This window comes from Streptomyces sp. NPDC055140 (assembly GCF_053607285.1).
Genome location: NZ_JBSGTG010000007.1, coordinates 176,780 through 199,321 on the forward strand (window position 1 = coordinate 176,780; position 22,542 = coordinate 199,321).

Annotated in this window: 19 protein-coding genes; 14 read left to right on the plus strand and 5 right to left on the minus strand. The window is 72.2% G+C overall.

Translation table 11 applies throughout. From position 1 onward, the window contains the following. Window positions 1-86: 86 nt before the first annotated feature. Window positions 87-623 carry an HNH endonuclease gene (locus tag ACWFR4_RS16265; RefSeq protein ID WP_100594167.1) on the plus strand — a complete coding sequence of 179 codons (537 nt, stop codon included), beginning with the start codon at window positions 87-89 and terminating at the stop codon, window positions 621-623. A 77-nt stretch (window positions 624-700) separates the two neighbouring features. Here ACWFR4_RS16265 and ACWFR4_RS16270 read toward each other — a convergent pair whose 3' ends face one another. From ACWFR4_RS16270 to ACWFR4_RS16290, 5 genes are read right to left on the minus strand one after another with little or no spacing between them, the layout of a single operon-like run. Continuing rightward, on the minus strand, window positions 701-1,297 hold the full coding sequence (locus tag ACWFR4_RS16270; protein WP_453462163.1) for a hypothetical protein: 597 nt from the start codon (window positions 1,295-1,297) through the stop codon (window positions 701-703). After that, on the minus strand, window positions 1,294-2,661 hold the full coding sequence (locus tag ACWFR4_RS16275; protein WP_453652968.1) for a hypothetical protein: 1,368 nt from the start codon (window positions 2,659-2,661) through the stop codon (window positions 1,294-1,296). The genes ACWFR4_RS16270 and ACWFR4_RS16275 overlap by 4 nt, the downstream gene beginning before the upstream one ends. Further along, window positions 2,658-3,434: an ABC transporter ATP-binding protein gene (locus tag ACWFR4_RS16280; protein WP_453462169.1), complete on the minus strand. Its 777-nt coding sequence runs from the start codon at window positions 3,432-3,434 to the stop codon at window positions 2,658-2,660. Before ACWFR4_RS16280 ends, ACWFR4_RS16275 begins: the two co-directional genes overlap by 4 nt. Beyond that, a complete protein-coding gene (locus tag ACWFR4_RS16285; protein ID WP_453652970.1) occupies window positions 3,431-4,390 on the minus strand; it encodes a zf-HC2 domain-containing protein in 960 nt (319 codons plus the stop codon). Before ACWFR4_RS16285 ends, ACWFR4_RS16280 begins: the two co-directional genes overlap by 4 nt. Then, window positions 4,387-4,947: an RNA polymerase sigma factor gene (locus tag ACWFR4_RS16290; RefSeq protein WP_453462175.1), complete on the minus strand. Its 561-nt coding sequence runs from the start codon at window positions 4,945-4,947 to the stop codon at window positions 4,387-4,389. Before ACWFR4_RS16290 ends, ACWFR4_RS16285 begins: the two co-directional genes overlap by 4 nt. Window positions 4,948-5,133: 186 nt before the next feature. On the opposite strand from ACWFR4_RS16290, the gene ACWFR4_RS16295 reads away from it, so the two are divergent. From ACWFR4_RS16295 to ACWFR4_RS16355, 13 genes are all read left to right on the plus strand, one after another. Further along, window positions 5,134-6,312: an ROK family transcriptional regulator gene (locus tag ACWFR4_RS16295; RefSeq protein WP_453462177.1), complete on the plus strand. Its 1,179-nt coding sequence runs from the start codon at window positions 5,134-5,136 to the stop codon at window positions 6,310-6,312. Between the two features lie 70 nt (window positions 6,313-6,382). Then, window positions 6,383-7,720 (plus strand): ABC transporter substrate-binding protein, encoded by a 1,338-nt coding sequence (locus ACWFR4_RS16300; protein WP_453652972.1) that lies wholly within the window; start codon window positions 6,383-6,385, stop codon window positions 7,718-7,720. 17 nt (window positions 7,721-7,737) lie between these two features. Beyond that, window positions 7,738-8,673, plus strand: a complete 936-nt coding sequence (locus ACWFR4_RS16305) for a carbohydrate ABC transporter permease (RefSeq protein WP_453462182.1) — start codon at window positions 7,738-7,740, stop codon at window positions 8,671-8,673. Window positions 8,674-8,678: 5 nt separating this feature from the next. Further along, a complete protein-coding gene (locus tag ACWFR4_RS16310) occupies window positions 8,679-9,590 on the plus strand; it encodes a carbohydrate ABC transporter permease (protein ID WP_453652974.1) in 912 nt (303 codons plus the stop codon). Between the two features lie 8 nt (window positions 9,591-9,598). Beyond that, complete coding sequence (locus ACWFR4_RS16315) at window positions 9,599-10,864, plus strand: 6-phospho-beta-glucosidase (protein WP_453652975.1); 1,266 nt, start codon at window positions 9,599-9,601, stop codon at window positions 10,862-10,864. Then, on the plus strand, window positions 10,855-11,829 hold the full coding sequence (locus tag ACWFR4_RS16320; RefSeq protein WP_453462192.1) for an N-acetylglucosamine kinase: 975 nt from the start codon (window positions 10,855-10,857) through the stop codon (window positions 11,827-11,829). The genes ACWFR4_RS16315 and ACWFR4_RS16320 overlap by 10 nt, the downstream gene beginning before the upstream one ends. Before the next feature lie 281 nt (window positions 11,830-12,110). After that, the gene (locus ACWFR4_RS16325; protein ID WP_453462195.1) at window positions 12,111-13,553 is read left to right on the plus strand and encodes a hypothetical protein; all 1,443 of its coding nucleotides are present in this window, start codon (window positions 12,111-12,113) and stop codon (window positions 13,551-13,553) included. Window positions 13,554-13,570: 17 nt separating this feature from the next. Continuing rightward, window positions 13,571-14,575 (plus strand): glutamate ABC transporter substrate-binding protein, encoded by a 1,005-nt coding sequence (locus ACWFR4_RS16330; RefSeq protein WP_453652977.1) that lies wholly within the window; start codon window positions 13,571-13,573, stop codon window positions 14,573-14,575. An 83-nt stretch (window positions 14,576-14,658) separates the two neighbouring features. Then, window positions 14,659-15,975, plus strand: coding sequence for a hypothetical protein (locus tag ACWFR4_RS16335; protein WP_453462201.1), 1,317 nt, complete (start codon window positions 14,659-14,661; stop codon window positions 15,973-15,975). Continuing rightward, window positions 15,972-18,548: a tetratricopeptide repeat protein gene (locus tag ACWFR4_RS16340; protein WP_453652979.1), complete on the plus strand. Its 2,577-nt coding sequence runs from the start codon at window positions 15,972-15,974 to the stop codon at window positions 18,546-18,548. The genes ACWFR4_RS16335 and ACWFR4_RS16340 overlap by 4 nt, the downstream gene beginning before the upstream one ends. Before the next feature lies 1 nt (window position 18,549). Beyond that, window positions 18,550-19,881 (plus strand): PP2C family serine/threonine-protein phosphatase, encoded by a 1,332-nt coding sequence (locus tag ACWFR4_RS16345; protein WP_453652981.1) that lies wholly within the window; start codon window positions 18,550-18,552, stop codon window positions 19,879-19,881. A 75-nt stretch (window positions 19,882-19,956) separates the two neighbouring features. Beyond that, the gene (locus tag ACWFR4_RS16350) at window positions 19,957-21,297 is read left to right on the plus strand and encodes a vWA domain-containing protein (RefSeq protein ID WP_453652983.1); all 1,341 of its coding nucleotides are present in this window, start codon (window positions 19,957-19,959) and stop codon (window positions 21,295-21,297) included. 35 nt (window positions 21,298-21,332) lie between these two features. Next, entirely contained in the window at window positions 21,333-22,541 is a 1,209-nt protein-coding gene (locus ACWFR4_RS16355) for an FHA domain-containing protein (RefSeq protein ID WP_453652985.1), read from the plus strand. Window position 22,542: the final 1 nt, after the last annotated feature.

Sequence of the window (22,542 nt, forward strand, 5' to 3'; positions counted from 1 at the left end):
GTGGCGCTTGCGCAGGCCATGAGGGGAAACTGACTACAGATCGTCCCGGCGCGAGCCACGCGCCGCCGGCGTACAAGGAGGCATCCGTGCCGCATGTCCTGGTCCTCAACGCGTCGTACGAGCCACTCGGCGTCGTACCGCTCCGCCGCGCGCTCGTTCTGGTCCTCGAGAACAAGGCCATGTGCCTCGAGGAGTCCGGCGCCTATATGCACAGCGCAACCTGTACTGTCCCCGCACCCAGCGTGGTCCGCCTCAAGCGGTTCGTCCGGGTCCCTTACAGGGGGCCCGTTCCTCTGACCCGGCGGGCGCTGTTCGCCAGGGACGGCGGGCGGTGCATGTACTGCGGTGGCGTCGCAACCAGCGTCGACCACGTCATCCCCAAGAGCCGCGGCGGCCAGCACGCGTGGGAGAACGTGGTCGCGTCCTGCCGCCGCTGCAACCACGTCAAGGCCGACCGTCACCTGGTCGAGATCGGCTGGCGCCTGCGGCACAAGCCGGCCCCTCCGACCGGGCTCGCCTGGCGCATCATCGGGACCGGGCACAGGGATCCGCGCTGGCTGCCGTACTTGCAGCCGTTCGGCGCGGACGAGGCACTGGCCCGGATCGAAGGCATTTCCGCCTGACCATCGATCCGGGTCTTTGTTTTCACCGGTACGTTCTGCGGGCCCCGCAGGACGTACCGGCCGGGCTGTTGCCCGCCTCAGTGCCCGGCCCGTGCGCCGCGCCGGGCGTAGAGCGCGCCGCCGAGCACGAAGAGCGTGAGCGCCGCGGCCCAGGCGCCGCGCTGCGGCCCCGTCTGCATGGGCCAGGACAGGACCGTCGCCTCCCGCATGCGGGGGGACGAGAACGACAGATAGACGGTCGAGAAGTACAGCATCGCGGGCAGCCAGCTGAGCCGCGCCCCGATGACCACCGCCGCGAGAGCCGTGATGCCGGTGGCGCCGAGGACGTTGCGGGTCATCGCCGGGGCCCCGTAGACCTGTGTGTCTCCCGGCACCGCGAGGGCGAGGACGGCCGCCGCGAGGGCGGTGAGCGCCAGCAGATGGACAAGCCGCCGTCGCCACCAGGGGCGTACCGCCGTGCGGTCCAGTTCTTCCGCGTGCTGATGGAAGCTGGTGCCGATCGCGGCGGAGGTGAGCAGCGGGGCCAGGGTGAGGAGGGGGACGCGGCGGTACGGGTCGAGGAACGCGTCCTGCTGGGTCCCGGCCCACAGGGTGAAGAGTGCCGCGCACAGGAACATGAGGAGCGTGAGGGGCAGGCCCCGCGAGCGGGCGTAGAGAGCCAGGGGTGTACTCACAGTGACGGGACCTCCTTCGGGTCGGGGGCGCAGTCCCGGGCGGTCGCGAAGTAGCGGCTCAGCCAGGCGCGGCGCGTCTCGGGGGACATGGCCTTGAGGTGGTCCAGGGCAGCCTCGTCGGCGCGGTAGGCGGCACGCCGCTGCTTGTCGCCGCGGGACTGGGCGCTGTGGATCTGCTCCCACAGCGGGTCGGGGGCCAGCCAGCGCAGGACCGCGTCGTCGGTCCGGGCGATGCGTGCGTCCTGCGCCTTCAGCGTGGGGCAGTCCCAGCGGACGAGCTTGTCGGCGGCCTCCCACGCGTACTGCTGCGGGTCGGTCAGCTCGCCGCGCACCACACCCCAGCCGATCGGCGTGAGCATCGGCAGCTCGGCCTCGTCCTCGTGCGGCCTGCGCGGCAGGTCCTCGAAGCGGACTGGCAGGTTCTGTACGCCGTCGAGGCGGCCCATGAGCCCCGAAAGGGCGTCCGACACCTTGGGCAGCATCCCCGGGTGGGCGGCGCTGACGCAGAGGCGCGGGGTGGAGTCGTCGCACACCTGGCGCTGGGTGAGGGGGTTGCGCTGCCACATGGAGTCCCCGCTCTGTACGAGGACGGTGGCCGCGGCGAGTGCGGCCGCGAGCGGGACGAGGGCGGTGGCGCGACGGCGCGCCGCGTGCGCGAGGACGGCCGTCAGGGCGAGTGCGCTCCCCCACAGGGCGAAGGCGAGGGGCTGCCACCACACCGGCACCATGGTGCTGCCGAGCGGGACCCCTCCGGCGGGCCCCACGAAGCGGACGGCGGAGTCCGCGGTGGAGGCGAGGCCGAAGAGGACGTAGCCGCCCAGGGCGAGCACCGGGGCCGCGAGCCGCCACGGCACCGTCCGGCCCGCCACATGCCCGAGCAGTGCGCACGCGCCGACCGTCAGCGCGTCGCCGAGGAGCACGAGCGGCAGCGGGTGTCCGGCAGAGGTGTAGGGCAGGCTGGCGAGCAGCGACCCGGCGGCCGCCAGTGCGTATCCGCCCATCACCCACAGGGCGACGGGCAGCGCGCAGACCATGAACTGTGCCAGCGGGCCACGGGGCATCGACGCCCTCAGTTCGCCCATCCGCGTCCGGCGCTCCCGCCCGCCCTGCCAGGCGCCTGCCGCGAGGGCGAGGGGGACGGCCAGGGCGGCGGCCGCGAGATGCAGGTTGCTCATGGTCTCGGGCCAGCTGCCCTGCCACTGGGCTGCTTTGGACGCCATGAGGCCGCCCATGCTGAGCAGTGCGGCGAGCCCGGACCAGGGGGCGAAGCCGCGCAGCAGCTCGGCGCGCAGGGGGTGGTGGGGGCGGCCGGGTGCTTTCGGCGCCGGTGGGGCGGTGGCGGGTGTCTGGACGTCTGTGGTCATCGGCTCGCTCCGGCCGTGGCCGCGCGATGGCCTCGGAGGGCGGCCGTGTAGCCGCGTTCGGTGGCGTTGCCGTCGGCTTCGTCGCCGTCCGCGCCGAGGGCGGCGAGGGACCCCGGGGTGCCGCGGTAGGCGATCCGGCCGGTCTCGATCAGCGTCACCTGGGTGCAGGCCGCCGCGACGTCCTCCACGAGATGGGTGGACACGATGACGGTGGCGCCCAGCCCCAACTCCCGGAGCAGCGAACGGAATTCGACCCGCTGCTCGGGGTCGAGGCCGGCGGTCGGCTCGTCGAGGAGGAGCACCAGCGGGTCGTTCACGATGGCCTGCGCGATACCGACGCGGCGCACCATGCCGCCCGACAGGTTCTTGATCTTCGCGTCGATCCGGTCCGTCAGGCCGACGCGCTCGACGGCCTGCTCGACCGCGTCGGGCGTGAGCGCGGCGGGCATCTCCTTCAGCCAGGCGACGTACGCGACGAACTCGCGCACGGTGAAGCCGGGGTAGTAGCCGAAGTGCTGCGGCAGATAGCCGAGTTGGCGTCGGGCCGCGCTGCGCTCGCGCGGCTTGTGCAGGTCGCCGCCGAGCATCTCCACCCGGCCGCCGGTGGGTTCGGCGACGGTGGCGAGCACTCGGATGAGGGAGGTCTTGCCCGCGCCGTTCGGGCCGAGGAGGCCGTGGACGCCGGGGCCGAAGTCGAGGTCGACGCCGTCGAGCGCGGGGGCGGGGGTCTTGCGGTGCCGGACGGTCAGTCCGGTCACTCGAATCGTGCTCACGCCTTCTCCAGGTGGTCGTATGCGGAGCGGCAGACGGCGAGGACAGCGCCGGACAGCGCTATCGCGGCCGCCCAGCCCGCTTGTGCCGCCGCTCCGTCGGAATAGAGGGAGATCTGTTCGGTGAGCCGTTCCGCGAGGCGGTCGGGGCCGTCGCCGCGTACGGCCGTGGGCACCGCGAGTGCGAGCAGCCAGCCGCCGCCGACGAGGAGGGTCGCGGTGCGGCAGCCGAGGAACGCGGTGAGCGCCAGCGACGCGAGCGTCAGGGCGAGTCCCGGCAGCAGCCAGGCGGCGGCGCCGGGCACCCGCGTCTCGTACGGGACGGGCCCGCCGTGGCCCGCGCTCATCGTGCCGGGCAGCAGCAGCCCCGCCACCGTGAGCAGCGGGACGCAGACGGCGAGGACGGCGGCCGCGCGCGTCAGGAGCAGCCGCAGCCCGCCCGACGGCGAGGTGGCGGCGAGCTCGTACGCCGGGTCCGCGTGCCGCCCGTAGGACAGGGCGATCCCGGCGACCGGCAGTACGGGGGCCAGGGCGAGCAGCAGGGGCCGGGCGCCCTCGTACCCTCCGGCCTTCCCCAGCCCGACGGCCCCCGCGGCGACGAGGAGCAGGGCCAGGGCCCAGGGCCCGCGCAGCGCGGGTCCGGCCGCCCACAGGAGCCGCCTGTGCCGCGGGCGTCGGGGCCCCGACGGCAGCGAGTGGGCCCGTGGCGACGCGGCCCCCTTGACGCCGGCCGGCAACGCCGCGCGGACGTCCCCGAGTACGGCCGCGCGGATCTCCGCCAGTTCGGCCCCGGCGGTCCCGGCCCGTACCGCCCGGGACACCCGCGTGGCGCACGCCCCGCAGCTCTCCAGATGTTTCTCCACGGACCAGTCGTCCGTCTCGGTCAGGAGCCCGTCCGCGTAGCGCGCGGCGAGTTCCTCGCCGACGTGCCAAGCCGATCCGTAGCGTTCGCCGCTCATGCGGTGCCTCCCATCGGCGTCAACTGGCCGAGTGCGATGCGCAGTTCACGCCGCGCCCGCATCGCCCGGGTCTTCACGGTGCCTTCCGGTATGCCGAGCAGGCGGGCGGCCTCGCGGGTGGTCAGACCGTCGACGACCGTGGCGCGCAGCACTTCGCGCAACTCGGGTGAGATGCGGCCGAGCGCGGTGCCCACATCGCCGTACTCCAGCCCGTCGAGCACGTGCTCCTCGACGGAGGGGACGTCGGCCGTGGGTGCGTAGGCGATCTGTTCGGTCCGTTCCTGGACCCGTCGTGCGTCGACGAGCCTTCGTGCGGCGATCACCCAGAGCCAGCCGCCGGCCTCCACACCCCGGTGCGAGGCTGCGGAGCGCCACACGGTGACGAAGGTGTCCTGCAGTACTTCGCGGACGACTTCGGGATCCGCGCACCGCCGGCTGAGCCGCGCGTGCAGCCATCCGGCGTGCCGGTCGTAGAGCGCGGCCATCGCGGCGGAGTCCCCGCCGGCGACGGCGCGCAGCAACGCCGCATCCGAGTCGTCGTCTCCCTGGCCCCCCATGGGGCGGAACAGTCTCACAACCCCTCTATCGACGGTGCGTGCCGCTTCGGTTCACGGGGCGGGTTCGACCGGGACAACGACTTGGCCACCGCCCGGCCGCACCCTATTGACGCCGCCTTCACCCACGGCTTACGTTCCTCGCACCCAATAGGAAACCTTCCTAACAGTGCTGCGAGGAGACAGGTCATGGCAGGTACGGCCCCGGGAACCCCCGGTACCCCGAGCGTCCTGCGCGCCATGAACGACCGCGCGGCCCTCGACCTCCTCGTCGCGCACGGCCCGCTGACCCGCACCCGGATCGGGGAGCTGACCGGTCTGTCCAAGCCCACCACCTCCCAGCTGCTCAGCCGGCTGGAAGCGGTGGGCCTGGTGCGCACCACGGGCAGCCAGACCGGCCGCCCCGGGCCGAACGCCGTCCTGTACGAGATCCACCCCGGCGCAGCCCACATCGTGGCCGTCTCGGCGGACCCCACCGGGATCACCGCCGTGGTCGCCGACATCGCCGGCGCCGAGCGCGGCCGCTGCCGTATCGAGGCCGTCGCCGTCGCCGACGACGTGCGCAACCGCACCGCCCAACTCGTCGCCGAGGCCTTCGACGGCGCCCTGCGGCTGGCCGGGCTCGGCCACGACGACATCACGGCCACCGTGATCGGCACCCCCGGCGCCATCGACCCGCACACCGGCCAGCTCCGGTACGCCCCGCACCTGCCGGGCTGGCACTCGCGCACCCTGCTCGCCGAGCTCGCCGAGGTCCTCGGCACCCCGGTCTCCATCGAGAACGACGTCAATCTCGCCGCCATCGCCGAGCAGTACGAGGGCGCGGCGCAGGACCACGACGACTTCGTGCTGGCCTACGTCGACGAGGGTGTCGGCGCGGCGATCGTGCTCGGCGGCGTGCTCCTGCGGGGCGCGACCGGCGGCGCGGGCGAGATCGGCTATATGCCGTTGCCCGGCGCCCCGCTGGCGCGCGGCGGCGAGGAGGAGATCGCCGGCGAGGACGCGGGGGGCGGCTTCCAGAGTCTGGTCGCCGCGCCCGCCGTGCGGCTGCTCGCCGGGGGCGCCAAGGACCTCGGCGAGGCCCTCGCCGACCCCGCCGTGCTCGACGAGGTGGCCCGCCGCCTGGCCACCGGGCTCGCCGCCGTCGTCGCCGTCGTCGACCCCGAACTCGTCGTCCTGTCGGGACAGGTGGCCCAGGCCGGCGGCGAGGCGCTGCGTGTCCGCGTCGAAGGCGAGCTCACCGGGCTCGCCCTGCCGCGGCCCCAGCTGCGTATCAGCGATCTCGACGACGACCCGATCCTCACCGGCGCCCTGCGCTCGGCGCTCACCCAGGCCCGAGACATCGTCTTCGACACCAGCAACGCCTGACCCAGCCCTCTCTCCCTCCTCCACCTCTCGCAACTTCCTCCAACTCCCGTACAGGTAAAGGACGTTCGCCATGCCGCGATGGCGTATACCCCTGCGTGCGCCGGTGGCGCTCGCCGCGGCCGGACTGCTGCTGTCCGGCTGCGCCAACCCGAGCGTCGGCAGCGCCGACGACGACCCGACGAAGCCCGTGACGCTGAAGTTCTGGCACGGCTGGTCGGCCCCCGGCGAGGTGAAGGCGATCAATGACTCGATCGCCCGCTTCGAGAAGCTCCACCCGAACATCAGGGTGGAGTCCACCGGGAACGTCACGGACGCCACCATCAACCAGGCACTGCGGGCCGGCGGCGACGAGGCACCCGACGTGGTGACCTCGTTCACCACCAACAACGTGGGCCAGTACTGCGACTCCGGCATGTGGGCAGACCTCGACCCGTTCATGAGGAAGAGCGGCCTGGACAAGGCGAAGATCTTCCCCAAGACCCTGCTGGACTACACGAGTTACGACGGCAACCAGTGCGCCCTGCCGCTGCTCGCCGACGCCTACGGGATGTACTACAACAAGGACGCGTTCAGGGAGGCGGGCATCAGCCGGCCGCCGCGGACCATGTCCGAGCTCGAGGCCGACGCCAAGAAGCTCACGAAGCGCGCGGGCAGCTCCTACAAGCGTGTCGGCTTCATGCCGAACTTCCGCATGTACCAGAACAGCCCCGACCGGCTCTTCGCCCAGTGGGGCCCCACCTACTTCGACGCCAAGGGCGATTCGCGGCTCGCGAAGGACCCGGCGACGTACAAGTTCTTCGACACCGCCCACAAGCTCGTCGAGGCGCAGGGCGGCTACAACTCCCTGGAGCGCTTCCGCACGTCCTTCGGTGACGAGATGTCCACGCAGAACGCGTTCATGAACGGCAAGCTCGCGATGCACCTCGACGGCGAGTGGCGCGGCCTGATGATGAACGAGGCGAAGGTCGGCTTCGACTGGGGCGTGGCACCGCTGCCGGTCCCCGACGACCAGGCCGAGACGTACGGTCGCGGCTATCTCACCGGCACCGTCGCGGGTATCGCGCACAGCAGCAGGCATCAGAACGCGGCCTGGGAGCTGGTGAAGTTCCTGACCGCCGACACCGATCAGGTGGTCAGCTTCGCCAACGCGATCCACAACGTGCCGTCCACGTTCGCCGCCCTCAAGTCGCCGAAGCTGGACGCCGATCCGACGTTCCGCACCTTCCTGGGCATCGCACAGAACAAGTACAGCCAGGTCATGCCGCCCTCCACCAACGGCGGCATGTACGTCACCTCGCTGCAGGACTTCTCGTACTCGGTCGAGGCGGGCAAGGTCCACGACCTCAAGAAGGGGCTGCGCGAGCTCGACCAGCAGATCGACGCCGACACCCTTCAGTCGAAGAGCTGAGGAGCGGGAGTCTCATCATGGCCCTGACACTGTCCAATCCCGCGCGGCGCAGACTGCGTACGCTCGGCTTCCTCTCCCCCTGGCTGATCGGCTTCAGCGTCTTCTTCGCGTACCCGCTGATCGCCACCGTCTACTTCTCGTTCATGCACTACAACCAGATCCAGAAGCCCGATTTCGTGGGCCTGCGGAACTGGAAGTACGTCTTCGAGCAGATGCCACTGTTCGGTCCCGCCCTGTGGAACACGCTGTGGCTGGTCGTCGTGATGGTGGCCCTGCGGGTGGTCTTCGGGCTCTCCCTCGGACTGCTCATCACGAAGATCAAGACCGGCGCCGGCTTCTTCCGTACGGCCTTCTACCTGCCGTACCTGGCACCGCCGGTGGCGGCGACCGTCGCCTTCGTCTTCCTGCTCAACCCGTCGACGGGGCCGGTCAACGAGGTCCTCGCGCACCTCGGCATCACCGGACCGAACTGGTTCAACGACGCCACCTGGGCCAAGCCGTCCCTGGTGATGCTCTCACTGTGGGGCATCGGCGACCTGATGGTGATCTTCATGGCCGCACTGCTCGACGTACCCAGGGAGCAGTACGAGGCCGCGGAACTGGACGGCGCGGGCGCCTGGTCGAAGTTCCGTTACGTGACCTGGCCGTCGATCACTCCGATCGTCATGTTCGCCGTCGTCACCGGCGTCGTACAGACGATGCAGTACTACACACAGGCCCTGGTCGCCGGAAAGATCGCCTCCGGCGTCTCCATCGGCCCCGGCAGCGTCATCCAGCCCGGCTACCCGGACCACTCGACGCTCACCGTCCCGCAGCTCGTCTACTCGATGGGCTTCCAGAACTTCAACACCGGCGCGGCGTGCGTTCTCTCGCTCGTGCTCTTCGCCATCGCCATGGCCGTGACCATGCTGCTCATGCGCAAGCGCTCGGGCCTGCTCGCGGCGGAGGACTGATCAGGATGACGACTACGACACTCAGCCCCACCCCGGCCGCGGCTCCCGCGGACGCCTCGCCCCAGCGTGGCCCCGCCGCCGCGCGCGCCCGCCGCAAGCGCGTCCTGCACTGGATCGCCGTGCACAGCGTCGCGATCGCCGTCGCGCTGCTGTTCATCCTGCCGTTCGTGTTCGTCTTCCTGACGTCCGTGATGAGCGACAGCCAGGCGATGAGCGGCGACCTGTGGCCGGACTCCTGGCACTGGGAGAACTACAAGGCCGTCTTCGAGACCGACGGCTTCCTCGACTGGTGGAAGAACTCCCTGCTCTACGCGGGCCTCGGGACCGTGTTCACCGTGTGCTCGGCGATCCCCGTCGCGTACGCGCTCGCCAAGTTCCGCTTCCGCGGCCGCCGGACGGCGATGATCCTCGTCATCTCGACGATGATGCTGCCGCCGCAGGTCATCGTGATCCCGATGTACCTGGTGTGGGCCCAGCAGTTCCATCTGTCGGGCACGCTGTGGCCGCTGATCATCCCGATGGCGTTCGGCGACGCGTACTCGATCTTCCTGCTCCGTCAGTTCCTCCTGACGATCCCGAAGGAGTACATCGAGTCGGCGAAGGTCGACGGCTGCGGTGAACTGCGGACCCTGCTGAAGATCATTGTGCCGATGGCCAAGCCCGGCATCGCCGCGATCGCTCTGTTCCAGTTCTTCTACTGCTGGAACGACTACTTCGGGCCGCAGATCTACGCGGCCCAGAACCCGGCGTCCTGGACGCTGTCGTACGGCCTCGAATCCTTCAAGTCCGCACACAGCGTCAACTGGAACCTGACGATGGCCGCGACACTCCTCGTGATGGCGCCGGTCTGCATCGTCTTCTTCTTCGCACAGAAGGCCTTCGTCGAAGGCGTCACCCTCACCGGAGTAAAGGGCTGAGAACCGATATGAAGCTCGCAGTGGTCGGCGGAGGGTCGACCTACACCCCCGAACTCATCGACGGATTCGCGCGGCTGAGGGACACCCTGCCGCTCGAGGAGCTCGTCCTCGTCGACCCGGCGGCCGACCGGCTCGAACTGGTCGGCGGTCTCGCGCGGCGCATCTTCGCCAAGCAGGGCCACCCGGGCCGCATCGTCACCACCTCCGACGTGGACGCGGGCGTCGCGGACGCCGACGCCGTGCTGCTCCAGCTGCGCGTCGGCGGTCAGGCCGCCCGCAACCAGGACGAGACCTGGCCGCTGGAGTGCGGCTGCGTCGGCCAGGAGACGACCGGTGCGGGCGGCCTCGCGAAGGCGCTCCGCACGGTGCCGGTGGTCCTCGACATCGCCGAGCGGGTGCGCCGCGCGAACCCGAACGCCTGGATCATCGACTTCACCAACCCGGTCGGCATCGTGACCCGCGCGCTGCTCCAGGCCGGGCACAAGGCCGTCGGTCTGTGCAACGTCGCGATCGGCTTCCAGCGGAAGTTCGCGCGGCTGCTCGACGTGACGCCGTCGCAGGTCCACCTCGACCACGTCGGCCTCAACCACCTCACATGGGAGCTGGGTGTCCGCCTCGGCGGCCCGGACGGCGAGAACGTGCTGCCGCGCCTGATCGGCGAGCACGGCGACGCCATCGCCGAGGACCTGCACATGCCGCGCGGGATCGTGGACCGCCTCGGGGTCGTGCCCTCCTACTACCTGCGCTACTACTACCAGCACGACGCGGTCGTGCGGGAGATGCGCACGAAGCCGTCGCGCGCCTCCCAAGTGGCCGCGATGGAGCGGGAGTTGCTGGAGATGTACGGCGACCCGACGCTCGACGAGAAGCCGGAGCTGCTCGCCAGGCGGGGCGGCGCCTTCTACAGCGAGGCGGCCGTGGACCTGGCGGCGTCGCTCCTTGGGGGCGGGGGCTCCCCGTACCAGGTCGTCAACACCTACAACAACGGCACGCTGCCGTTCCTGCCGGACGACGCCGTGATCGAGGTACAGGCAGCGGTCGACGGCAAGGGCGCGACGCCACTGGCCGTGCCCGCGCTCGACCCGATGTACGCGGGCCTCGTCGCGAACGTCACCGCTTACGAGGACCTGGCACTCGAAGCCGCTCTGCGCGGTGGCCGCGACCGTGTCTTCAAGGCGCTGCTCGCGCACCCGCTGGTGGGCCAGATCGACTACGCCGAGCAGCTCACGGACCAGCTGATCGCCCACAACCGGGAGCACCTCGCGTGGGCATGACCGTCCTTGCCATCGATGCGGGGAACAGCAAGACCGACGTCGCGGTGGTCGCGGCCGACGGCACCGTCGTCGGCGCGGCCCGCGGCGGCGGGTTCCAGCCGCCCAAGGTGGGCGTCGAGGCCGCCGTCGACGTGCTCGCCGAGGCTGTCGACCGTGCGCTCGCCGAGGCGGGCACGAACACGGTGGGACACGTCTCGGCGTGTCTCGCCAACGCCGATCTGCCCGTCGAGGAAAGGGAGTTGGCGGCGGAGCTGCGCACTCGCGGCTGGGCCGCCTCCGTCGACGTACGCAACGACACCTTCGCCGTCCTGCGCGCCGGACTCCTCCAGGACTCCGAGCCGCGCGGCGTCGCTGTCGTATGCGGCGCCGGCATCAACTGCGCCGGAATGCTGCCCGACGGGCGCACCGCCCGCTTCCCCGCGATCGGCAAGATCTCCGGCGACTGGGGCGGTGGCGGCGGCCTCGCCGAGGAAGCCCTCTGGTACGCGGCGCGCGCCGAGGACGGCCGTGGCGATGCGACCGCCCTGATGCGCTCCCTGCCCGCGCACTTCGGGCTGCCCTCCATGTACGCGCTGATCGAGGCGCTGCACCTGGACCGCATCCCGATGCAGCGCCGGCACGAGCTGACGCCGGTGCTCTTCGCGACGGCAGCGGACGGCGACCCGGTGGCCCGCGCCCTGATCGACCGCATGGGCGACGAGGTCGTGGCCATGTCCGTGGTGGCCCTGGACCGGCTCGGCCTGCTCGACGAGGAGACCCCCGTGCTCCTGGGCGGCTCGGTGCTCGCCGCGCGGCATCCCCAACTCGACGACCGGATACGGGAGATGCTCACCGCGCGCGCCCCGAAGGCGGTACCGCGCGTGATCACCGCCCGCCCCGTCCTGGGCGCGGCACTGCTCGGTCTCGACGCCGTGGGGGCGGACGAGGACGTGCACGCGCGCGTGCGGGCGCACTTCGGGGGGTGAGGGGCCCCGGCGGCACGCGCTGCCGCGCCCGGCGCGCGTGGAGGGAACCGATCGGATTCTCCTTTCGTGTTCAAGGGCAGGGGCTGCACACGGCGTAGGGGGTGTCCGACAATCCTCAGGGGGCGTTCGGCGTGCTGTGTTCGCACGGGAATCCGAACAAGATCCAGTCAATGGCTGTGCGGATGTCAGTCCCTGCGGCAATACTTGCGGCCGTGCACCTTCGCCCGCGCTCCCCGCACGCCGGACGGAAGTGACGGACCGATGACCATGGGGGAGGTCGAGTGAACAACCCGCCGAACGGCAGCGCGGCGCCGCCGGGGACGGTCGGCGCGCCCACGATGCCGTCCGTGCCGCCGCAGGTGCGGCCGCCGCACGCGCAGGGCCCGGAGCCCGCCGCGCCCGCGCGCAGCACCGCGTGGGCGGAGGGCGTCGACCGGGTGCGCGCCGCGGCGACGACGGAGCCGGGGCGCCTGCGCATCATCGGCGCGGTGCTCGCGCTGCTCGTCGTCGCGTTCGGCGCCGTCACGGCCTGGCAGATGACCGACCGCTCGGCCGCCGCGGACGACGTCCTGCACAGCAGCCAGCCCCTGAGCGCCGACGCGGCGGACATCTACCGCTCGCTCGCCGACGCCAACACGGCGGCGTCCAGCGGCTTCCTGGCGGGCGGCCAGGAGCCGGCCGAGACGCGGGACCGGTACGAGAAGGACATCAGGACGGCCGCTGCCAAGCTGGTGACGGCGGCGGCGAACTCGGACCCCGACTCCCCCTCCACCGCGGCCATTTCGAAGCTCAACAAACTGCTGCCGCAGTACAAGGGCCTCATCGAACGCGCCCGGGCGAACAACCGGCAGGGCTTCCCGCTGGGCGGCGCCTACCTGCGGTACGCGAACGAGACGATGCAGAAGCAGATGCTCCCCGCGGCCGAGGACCTGTACAAGAAGGAGAACGAGCGGCTCCGCTCGGACTACGACAGCGCCACGCCCTACCCCTGGGCCGCGATCGGCCTGGGCGTCGTCGCGCTCGGCGCGCTCGCCTGGGGCCAGCGGCGCAACTACCGCCGGACGAACCGCGTGCTCAACCACGGCCTGGTCGCCGCGACGACCGCGTCCGCAATCGTCCTCCTCTGGCTCGTCGTCGGCCACAGCGTCGCCCGCGCGGGTCTCGACGAGTCGTACGACCACGGGGTCCGCTCGCTGAACGTGCTGCACGACGCGCGCATCGCCTCCCTCAAGGCGCGGGGCAACGAGAATCTGACGCTGGTCAGCCGCGGCGCCGAGACCGTCGAGGTGAAGGGCGTGCCCAAGGACGCCTTCGACGTGGACTACCAGATCCAGATGAAGACGCTCGCCACGAAGCTCGGGGACGCGGCGAAGCTCGCCGACGACAGCACGGGCAAGCGGCCCGTGCAGGCCGCGGGTGACAACATGCGGGTGTGGCAGGACCGCCACAAGGACGCCCGCGAGCAGGACGACGCGGGCAACTACCAGGGGGCGCTCGACAAGGTGATCGGCTCCGCGCAGGACAAGCCGACCCGCGAGTGCTTCGACAACGTCGACAAGGAACTGCAGTCCGCCCTGACGCACGAGCAGGCGGAGTTCAAGCAGGCGGCCACCGACGGGCGCGGCGCGATGACGGGGCTCCCGGTGGGCGCCGCCGTACTCGCCGTGCTGGGCGCGGCGGGTGCCGTGCTCGGCATCGGGCGCCGGCTTTCGGAGTACCGGTGAGAGGGGGCGGGACAGCCATGAGCGCACGACGTACGCGGATCAGCCTGCGCGGCTGGGGCGGTGTGGCGGCCATGGCGGTCGCCTGTGCCCTGACCGCGGTCCTCGCGCTGCTGCTCCCCCTGACCCGGGGCGCCGTCGGCGACGGAAGCACGGGCGTCGGCGGCCCGGGTCTGGCCACGGGTGTGCAGGCCAGGGCCGACAACTGCACCGATCCGGAGCGGAGCCTGAAGCCGTCCGGCGACGAGTCGGGTGCGGCGGTCAAGGCCATCAAGAAGCGCGGCTACCTCATCGTCGGCGTCGACCAGAACAGCTACCACTGGGGCTACCGCGATCCGAACAAGAAGTCCAGCGAGCTCGAGGGCTTCGACATCGACCTGGCGCACGAGATCGCCCAGAAGATCCTCGGCGACCGCGACCTGATCCGGTTCCGCGCGATCCCGACCAACCAGCGCATCCCGGCGATCAAGCACGGGAACGTCGACATGGTCGTCCGCACGATGACGATCAGCTGCGAGCGGCTCAAGGACGTCGCCTTCTCGACGGCGTACTTCCAGACCGGGCAGCAGGTCCTGGCGCCCAAGACCTCCTCGATCACGGGGTACGACAAGTCGCTCGCGGGCAAGCGGATCTGCACGGCGGCCGGCTCCACCGCCTTCGACCGCCTCGACGCGGACCGGAAGGCGGGCACACTCGCCGCCGGCGCCGACATCTCCACGACGGTGCCGAACCAGCTGGACTGCCTCGTCAGGCTGCAGCTCGGCGAGGTGGACGCCGTGGTGACGGACAGCGCGCTCGCCGCGGGCCAGGCCGCGCAGGACCCGACGGTCGAGCTCAAGGGCACGCCGTTCACCAAGGAGTTCTACGGCGTGGCGATGAAGCGGGGCACGGACGACCTGGTACGCCGGGTCAACCAGGTCCTGGAGGACTTCCGCAAGGACGGCGGCTGGCAGGACTCGTACGACACGTGGCTCAAGGACGGTCTGGGCGCGGCCTCCGGGCCACCCGAACCGAAGTACAAGTAGCCCCGGCCGGGCGCTACTTGCGGCAACTGCACAGCGGCGGCCGACAGCAGTCGGCGGCAGCGATGTGAACGGAGAGGTGATCGATGGGCGTCACGGGACCCCCCGGTCCGGTGATGGACCGGGACGAGGTGGACCGTGCGCTGGCGCGGCTCGGCGCGGAGCACGAGGCGATCGAGACGTCGCTGTTCGCCCTCCAGGACCACGCGGGCCGCAGACTCCTCGAAGGCGCCCGGCTGACCGGCACCACTCAGGAGCGCTGGGCGGCCGCAGACCAGGCGATCACACTGCTGTGGACGTACTTCGACGCGTACACGGCCGCGCTGCGCTCCGCCCGTGAGATACGGGTGCGGCGCCGCTGGTCCAGCCGTGAGGACCTCGTCGAACTGACCGAGCTGCTGCGCGGCGAGAGCGTGACCGTCGCCGGGAGCGGCCCCTCCACGCCCGCGTCACTCACCGGCCCCGCCCGGCTCAGCGACCGGTTCACGCTCGCCGACCTGGTCGAGCGGATGAACGACCTGTACGCGAGCTCGCTGGACATGGTGGTCGCCGCCGACGCCGTCTGGTCGGCGCTGCCCGCCCGCATAGACCTCCTCGCCGCCGAGCTGGGCCGCACGCGTCAGCTCGCGCACTCCGTCGGCGTACGCCCGGGTGAGCACCCCTCGGGCGACGACCTGGAGCGGATCACGCGCGCGCTGACGCGACTGCGGGAGGACGTCGTGTCCGATCCGCTGGCGTACTGGCGTTCCGGGAGCGGCAGTTCGGCGCCCGGCGGTGGCCGGCCCGACACGACGGCGTACGACCGTGAGGCGCAGGCGCTGGAGGAGGTGCGCCGGGAGATCGACGCGGTGCTGACCGTGCGGCAGGACGCGGAGGTCCGGCTCGGCAGGCTGCGGGACGTCCTCTCACGCGCCGACCGCACGCTCGCCGAGGCGCGGTCCGCGCGCGGTGAGGTCCTCGCCAAGATCGCCGCGTTCGAGGTGCCCGCGGTCGGCGGCCCGCCGACGGCGCTCCAGGAGCAGCTGGCGACGGCGGCCGAGTACCGCAGATCCGCCCAGTGGCACCGGCTCTCACCGCTTCTGGAGACGCTGGAGACGCGGGCCGAGGACGAACTCCTGCGGGCGCGGGAGTCGTTGACGGCGGTCACACAGCCCCTGGCGGTCCGCGCCGAGCTGCGTGGCCGCCTCGACGCGTACAAGGCGAAGGTGGCACGGCTCGGGTTCGCCGAGGACCCGCTGCTCGTGGAGCGTTACGACGCGGCCCGGCGGATGCTGTGGAGCGCGCCGTGCGATCTGCGGGCGGCCGAGGACGCGGTCCTGCGGTACCAGCGGGCGGCCGCCGACGTATTGGTCCCGCGGGTGCCCGATCAGGGCGGTCCCGCCGACCGGAGGGGGGAATCATGAGCGAGCAGCGGCAGTGCCAGCGTCCCGGGTGCGCGGGGTCGTACGAGGACGTGGGCGGCGGGGAGCTGTACTGCGACACCTGCGGTCTGGCCCCGGTGGTCTCGCCGACGGGCATGGTGGCGTCGCCGCCGACGGGCATCACGGTCGGCGGCCGTGGCTCCAACAGTGCCAGTGCGCGCAGCAGTTCGCGGTCCTCGCGGGCCAGCTCGCGTTCCTCGTCGCGTTCTTCGCAGTCGCGCCGTTCGGTCTCGGGCCGTCTGTCGCGCTCGCTGTCGGGGCAGTCCGGTTCACAGGGGTCCCGGTCGGTGTCGGTGCGCAGTTCGGGCGCCTCGGCCGCGTCTTCGGGGCGCGGGCGCCTCGGCGTCGGCCTGGTCCAGGTGCCGGACGTGCCGCGGCCCGACCCGCGGGCGATGATCCAGGAGAACCCCGAGGTCCCCGAGCGGAAGCGATTCTGCTCGCGCTCGGACTGCGGGGCGCCGGTGGGCCGCGCGCGCGGCGAACGCCCGGGCCGCACGGAGGGGTTCTGCACGAAGTGCGGCCACCCGTACTCGTTCGTGCCGAAGCTGCGCACGGGCGACATCGTGCACGGCCAGTACGAGGTGGTGGGCTGTCTCGCGCACGGCGGGCTCGGCTGGGTCTATCTCGCCGTGGACCGCGCGGTCTCCGACCGCTGGGTCGTCCTCAAGGGCCTCCTCGACACGGGTGACCAGGACGCCATGGCGGCGGCGATCTCGGAGCGGCGCTTCCTCGCCGAGATCGAGCACGCGAACATCGTGCGCATCTACAACTTCGTCGAGCATCTCGACCAGCGCACCGGCTCCATGGACGGCTACATCGTCATGGAGTATGTCGGCGGCAAGTCCCTGAAGGAGATCGCCAACGGGCGCCGCACGCCGGCCGGCAAGCGCGACCCGCTGCCGGTCGAGCAGGCCTGCGCGTACGGGATCGAGGCGTTGGAGGCGCTCGGGCACCTGCACAGCCGCAACCTCCTGTACTGCGACTTCAAGGTCGACAACGCGATCCAGACGGAGGACCAGCTCAAGCTCATCGACATGGGCGCGGTCCGCAGGATGGACGACGACGAGTCGGCGATCTACGGGACCGTGGGCTACCAGGCGCCCGAGGTCGCGGACGTCGGTCCCTCCGTCGCCTCCGACCTGTACACGGTGGCGCGCACGCTGGCCGTCCTGACCTTCGACTTCCAGGGCTACACGAACGTCTTCGCGGACTCCCTGCCCGATCCCGACAGCATCGAGGTCTTCCGCACGTACGAGTCGTTCTACCGGCTCCTCGTACGCGCCACCGACCCCGACCCGGCCCGCCGGTTCGCGTCCGCGCAGGAGATGGCGGAGCAGCTGACCGGCGTCCTGCGCGAGGTGGTGGCCCTCCAGACGGGCCGTCCGCGCCCGGCCCTGTCGACGCTGTTCGGGCCCGAAGTCAAGGTCACGGACACGGAGTTGTTCGCGCAGTTGACGGGCGAGGTGTCGCGGCTCGGGGTCCGGGCGGAGCCGGTGCGGCGGAAGGGGCGGGGCGCACAACAGGCCGCACCCGCGCTCCCGCCGGCCGGCGTGCCCACCGCGCTCCCGGGCGCCCCGGGTACTCCCGGCTCCCCCGGCTCGCTGGTGAAGCCTCTCAACGCCGCTGCCACCGCGCTCGCGCTCCCCGTGCCGAGGGTCGACCCCGGCGACCCGAACGCCGGGTTCCTCGCGGGACTCATGGCGTCGGCGCCGGGCGAGCTCATCACCGCGCTGCGCGCCGCGCCCGCCGCCTCCGTGGAGCTGCGCCTGCGCGAGCTGCGGGCCCGCCTCGAAATGGGCGAACTGGTCTCCGCCTCCCGTGCGTTGACGGAGCTGGAGGCGCAGCACCCGGACGACTGGCGGGTCGTCTGGTACCGCGGGGTCGCGGCGCTCGCGACCGGCGACCACACGAACGCGGCCCTGTCGTTCGACGCGGTCTACGACGCGTTCCCGGGCGAGCCCGCCCCGAAGCTCGCGCTCGGTGTGTGCGCGGAGGTGCTCGGCCAGCTGGACAACGCGGCGGAGTACTACCGCCTCGTCTGGGCCACCGACCCCAGCTATGTGAGCGCCGCGTTCGGCCTGGCCCGGGTGCAGCTCGCCGCGGCCGACCGGCACGGTGCCGTACACACCCTGGAGTCCGTACCGGAGTCGTCGATCCACTACACGGCGGCCCGGGTCGCGGCGGTGCGGTCCAGGCTGCGGCAGCGGACGGCGGAGGCGGCCGTCGCGCACGGGCCGCTGCTCGACGACCTGACGGCCGCGGCGGGCCAGGTCGAGGCGCTGGACGGGTTCGGCCTCGACGCGGTGCGCCGGGAGCAGTTGTCGACCGAGGTCCTTGGCACCGCGCTCGACTGGGTACTCTCCGGTAGTCAAGGTTCCGCTCCGCGCCAGGGACCCGTGAGGACCCTGGTGCTGGGGAACGACCTGGACGAGCGGGGGCTGCGACTCGGCCTCGAACGCTCGTACCGGACACTGGCCAGGCTCGCTCAGGTTGGCGAGGAGAGGATCGAACTGGTGGAGCGGGCGAACCGTTACCGTCCACGGACGTGGGTGTGAGTTGATGTCGCAGATGCCTCGGCCGACGGCCATGTCGACGTGCCCCAGCTGCGAGGAGCCCCTCGAGTCGGGTGACCGCTTCTGCGGCGCGTGCGGGTACGACCTGTCGGCGGTGCCGGCCCCGCCGGACGACCTGCCGACGGTCACCCTGAGCACGGACGGCGCAGCGCCGGCACAGACGCCCGCCGTGGACTGGCCGTCCGCCCCCGAGCTCGACAGCTCCGACACCCCGGCGCCCGTGCATCTGCCCACCGACCTGCCGGGCACCGACTCGGGCGGCTCCGAACTGCCGTCGGCCGTCCGCTTCGACGGGGTTCCCGAGCAGGCCGGTGAGTCCGCCGGCGCCGGCGACTACCCGCTGCCCGCGCCCGATCCCCGTACGGCGCCGCCCGAGGCGCTCGCGACCCCGCCCGCGGGCACGAAGCTCTGCGTGGCGTGCCGGGCCGGGCACGTCGACCGGGACGGCTACTGCGAGAACTGCGGGCACGCGCAGCCGCGCGAGCGAGATCACATGGAGCAGGAGCTGGGCGCCGTCGCCGCGGTCAGCGACCGAGGGCTGCGCCACCACCGCAACGAGGACGCGTTCGCGATCGCGTCGGCCGCGCTGCCCGACGGGACGCCGTCCGTCGTCTCGATCGTCTGCGACGGCGTCTCCTCGGCGACCCGCCCCGACGAGGCGTCCCTGGCCGCGTCGCGCGCCGCGAGCGAGGCGCTGCTGGAGTCCCTGCCGCGCGGCACGCATCCGCAGCAGGCCATGCACGACGCGATCGTCGTGGCGGCCGAGGCGGTCAACGTCCTGGCGCAGGAGCCCGGTTCGGCCCGCGAGCACGCCCCGCACCAGAACGCGCCCGCGTGCACGCTGGTCGGCGCGGTCGTCGCCAAGGACCTGCTGATCGTCGGCTGGGTCGGCGACTCGCGTGCCTACTGGGTGCCCGACGACCGCACGGCCCCCGCGGCCCGCCTCACCGAGGACGACTCGTGGGCGGCTCAGATGGTCGCCGCGGGCCTGATGAACGAGGCGGAGGCGTACGCGGACGAGCGCGCGCACGCCATCACGGGCTGGCTCGGCGCGGACGCGTACGAACTGGAGCCGCACACGGCCTCGTTCAAGCCGGACCGCCCCGGCGTGGTCGTGGTGTGCACGGACGGACTGTGGAACTACGCGGAGGCCGCGGAGGAGATGGCCAGGGTCATCCCGGCCGACGCGGCGCGCCGGCCGCTGCACAGCGCCCAGGTCCTCGTGGGCCACGCGCTCGACGGCGGCGGCCACGACAACGTAACAGTGGCGGTGCTGCCGTTCCCCGTCCCGCCGCAGGGGGCAGGATCGGCCTAGGCGGCGCGGGGAAGTCGCCGGGTCGTCGGGGAAGTTCCGCGTAGGTGCACGAAGGTGTAGGGGGGACCAACAACCATGGCCAAGTTCTCGAAGTCGAGCGTTCCGCAGTTCTCGGTCGACGTCTATCAGAACGAGTTCCTGCCGGAGGGCGGCCGCGAGGTCAACGCGATCGTGACCGTGACGTCGACGGGCGGCGGCGCGGTGGCCGCTCCGCAGTTCTACGCCGCGGGCCGGGGGGCCGACGCGGCGGTCGCGCTGATGGTCGACTGCTCGGGCTCGATGGACTACCCGCCGACGAAGATGCGCAACGCCCGAGACGCCACGGCCGCCGCGATCGACACCCTGCGCGACGGTGTGCACTTCGCCGTGATCGGCGGGACGCATGTGGCGAAGGAGGTCTTCCCGGGCGGTGGCCGGCTCGCGGTCGCCGACGCGCAGACCCGTGACCAGGCCAAGCAGGCGCTGCGGAAGCTGTCCGCGGGCGGCGGCACGGCGATCGGCACCTGGCTGCGCCTCGCCGACCGGCTGCTGTGGGCCGCCGACGTCCCCGCGTCCTCGGTGCGTCACGGCATCCTGCTGACCGACGGGCGCAACGAGCACGAGTCGCCCGAGGACCTGAAGGCCGCGCTCGACGCCTGCGCGGGCCGCTTCACGTGTGACGCGCGTGGCGTGGGGACGGACTGGGAGGTCAAGGAGGTCACGGGGATCGCCTCGGCCATGCTCGGCACCGCCGACATCGTCGCGGACCCGGCCGGCCTGGCCGCCGACTTCACGCGGATGATGGAGACGGCGATGGGCAAGGAGGTCGCGGACGTCGCGCTGCGGCTGTGGACGCCGCTCGGCGCCGAGATCAAGTTCGTGAAGCAAGTGGCGCCCACCGTCGAGGAGTTGACGGACCGTCGCGTCGAGGTGGGGCCCCGCGCGGGCGACTACCCGACGGGATCGTGGGGCGACGAGTCCCGCGATTACCACGTGTGCGTACAGGTCCCGAACGCCGAGCTCGGCCAGGAGATGCTGGCCGGCCGCGTCTCGCTGGTGATCCCGGGCGCCGACGGCAGCGCGCAGACCCTCGCACAGGGACTCGTACGGGCCGTGTGGACGGACGACATGACGGTGTCCACGTCGATCAATCCGCAGGTCGCGCACTACACAGGTCAGGCGGAACTGGCACAGGTCATCCAGCAGGGTCTGGATGCCCGCAAAGCGGGCGATGCGGACGGGGCGACGGCCAAGCTGGGACGCGCGGTGCAGCTCGCCGCGGCCTCCGGGAACGCGGATACGGCCAAACTGCTCTCGAAGGTGGTGGACGTGGTCGACGCCGCGGAAGGTACTGTTCGATTGAAGGCCAGGGTCGCCGAGGCCGACGAAATGACCCTCGAGACCCGGTCCACGAAGACTGTCCGTGTCAAGAAGTGACGACGTAGCGAAGTAACGGAGGGGGAAGCGCCGACATGCCGACCTGCCCGAACGGACACCAGTCGGGTTCCGACGACTGGTGCGAGGTCTGCGGTCACCGCATGGCCGGTGCCGTACCCCCGCCCCCTCCGCCGCCGCCCCCGGCCGCCGGTTACGGCTACCCCCAGGGTGGCCAGACCCCGCCTCCCGGCTACGGCTACCCGCCGCCGGGGAACGCGGGGCAGCCCGCTCCGCCGCCGCCCGGCGCCGGCCCCGAGCTGTGCCCGCAGTGCCGCACGCCCCGTGAGGGCGGCGCGCCGTTCTGCGAGGAGTGCCGGTGGAACTTCCTGACGAACACGGCCACGTCCTACACCCCGGCCGCGCCGAACCCGCCGGCTCCCGGTCCCGGCCCCGGCCAGGGCCCCGTCGGCCCGAATCCGGCGCTCCGCTTCCAGCAGCCGCCGCCCGGTCCCGGTGACTCGTTCGAGTACCAGGGCTCGCGGCCCTCGCAGATGAACCGGCCCGCCGAGCCGATCCCGCCGTTCGGCGGGGGCCCGGCGCAGGCCCCGCCGCCCCCGCCGGGCCCCCGCACGGGTGGCGCCCCGCAGGCGTTCCAGCAGCCGGGTCCGCCGGCCCCGCCCGCGTTCCCGCAGGAGACCGGCCGCCCGCAGGGTCCGCCGCCGCCTCCGCCTGGTCCGTCGTTCGGCGGCGGTGACGACTGGGTGCTTTCGCCCCCGTCGGCCCCGGCGCAGCAGGGTCAGGGTCCCGGCGCGACCGAGGCGCCGGGCGGCCCGCAGGGCTTCCCGCCACCGCAGCAGACCCAGGCCCCGCAGGCGCCCCAGGGTTTCCAGCAGCAGCCGGTGTCCTGGAGCGCGACGATCGGCCCGGACCGTGAGTACTTCATGGCCATGATGCACCGCAGCGGGCCCGAGGCCTCGGGCCTCAACCTGCCCGCGTACTCGCCCGAGCAGCAGCGCCGGCTCGCCGGGAACCAGATGACGATCGGCCGTCGCCGCCACTCCACGGGCGACACCCCCGACATCGATCTGTCGGTGCCGCCGGAGGACCCGGGCGTCTCGCATCAGCACGCCGTGCTGGTGCAGCAGCCGGACGGATCATGGGCGGTCGTCGACCAGAACTCGACGAACGGCACCACGGTCAACGGCGGCGACGAGCCCATCCAGCCCTTCGTCCCCGTGCCGCTCCAGGACGGCGACCGGGTGCACGTGGGCGCCTGGACGACGATCACGATCCACCGGGGCTAGT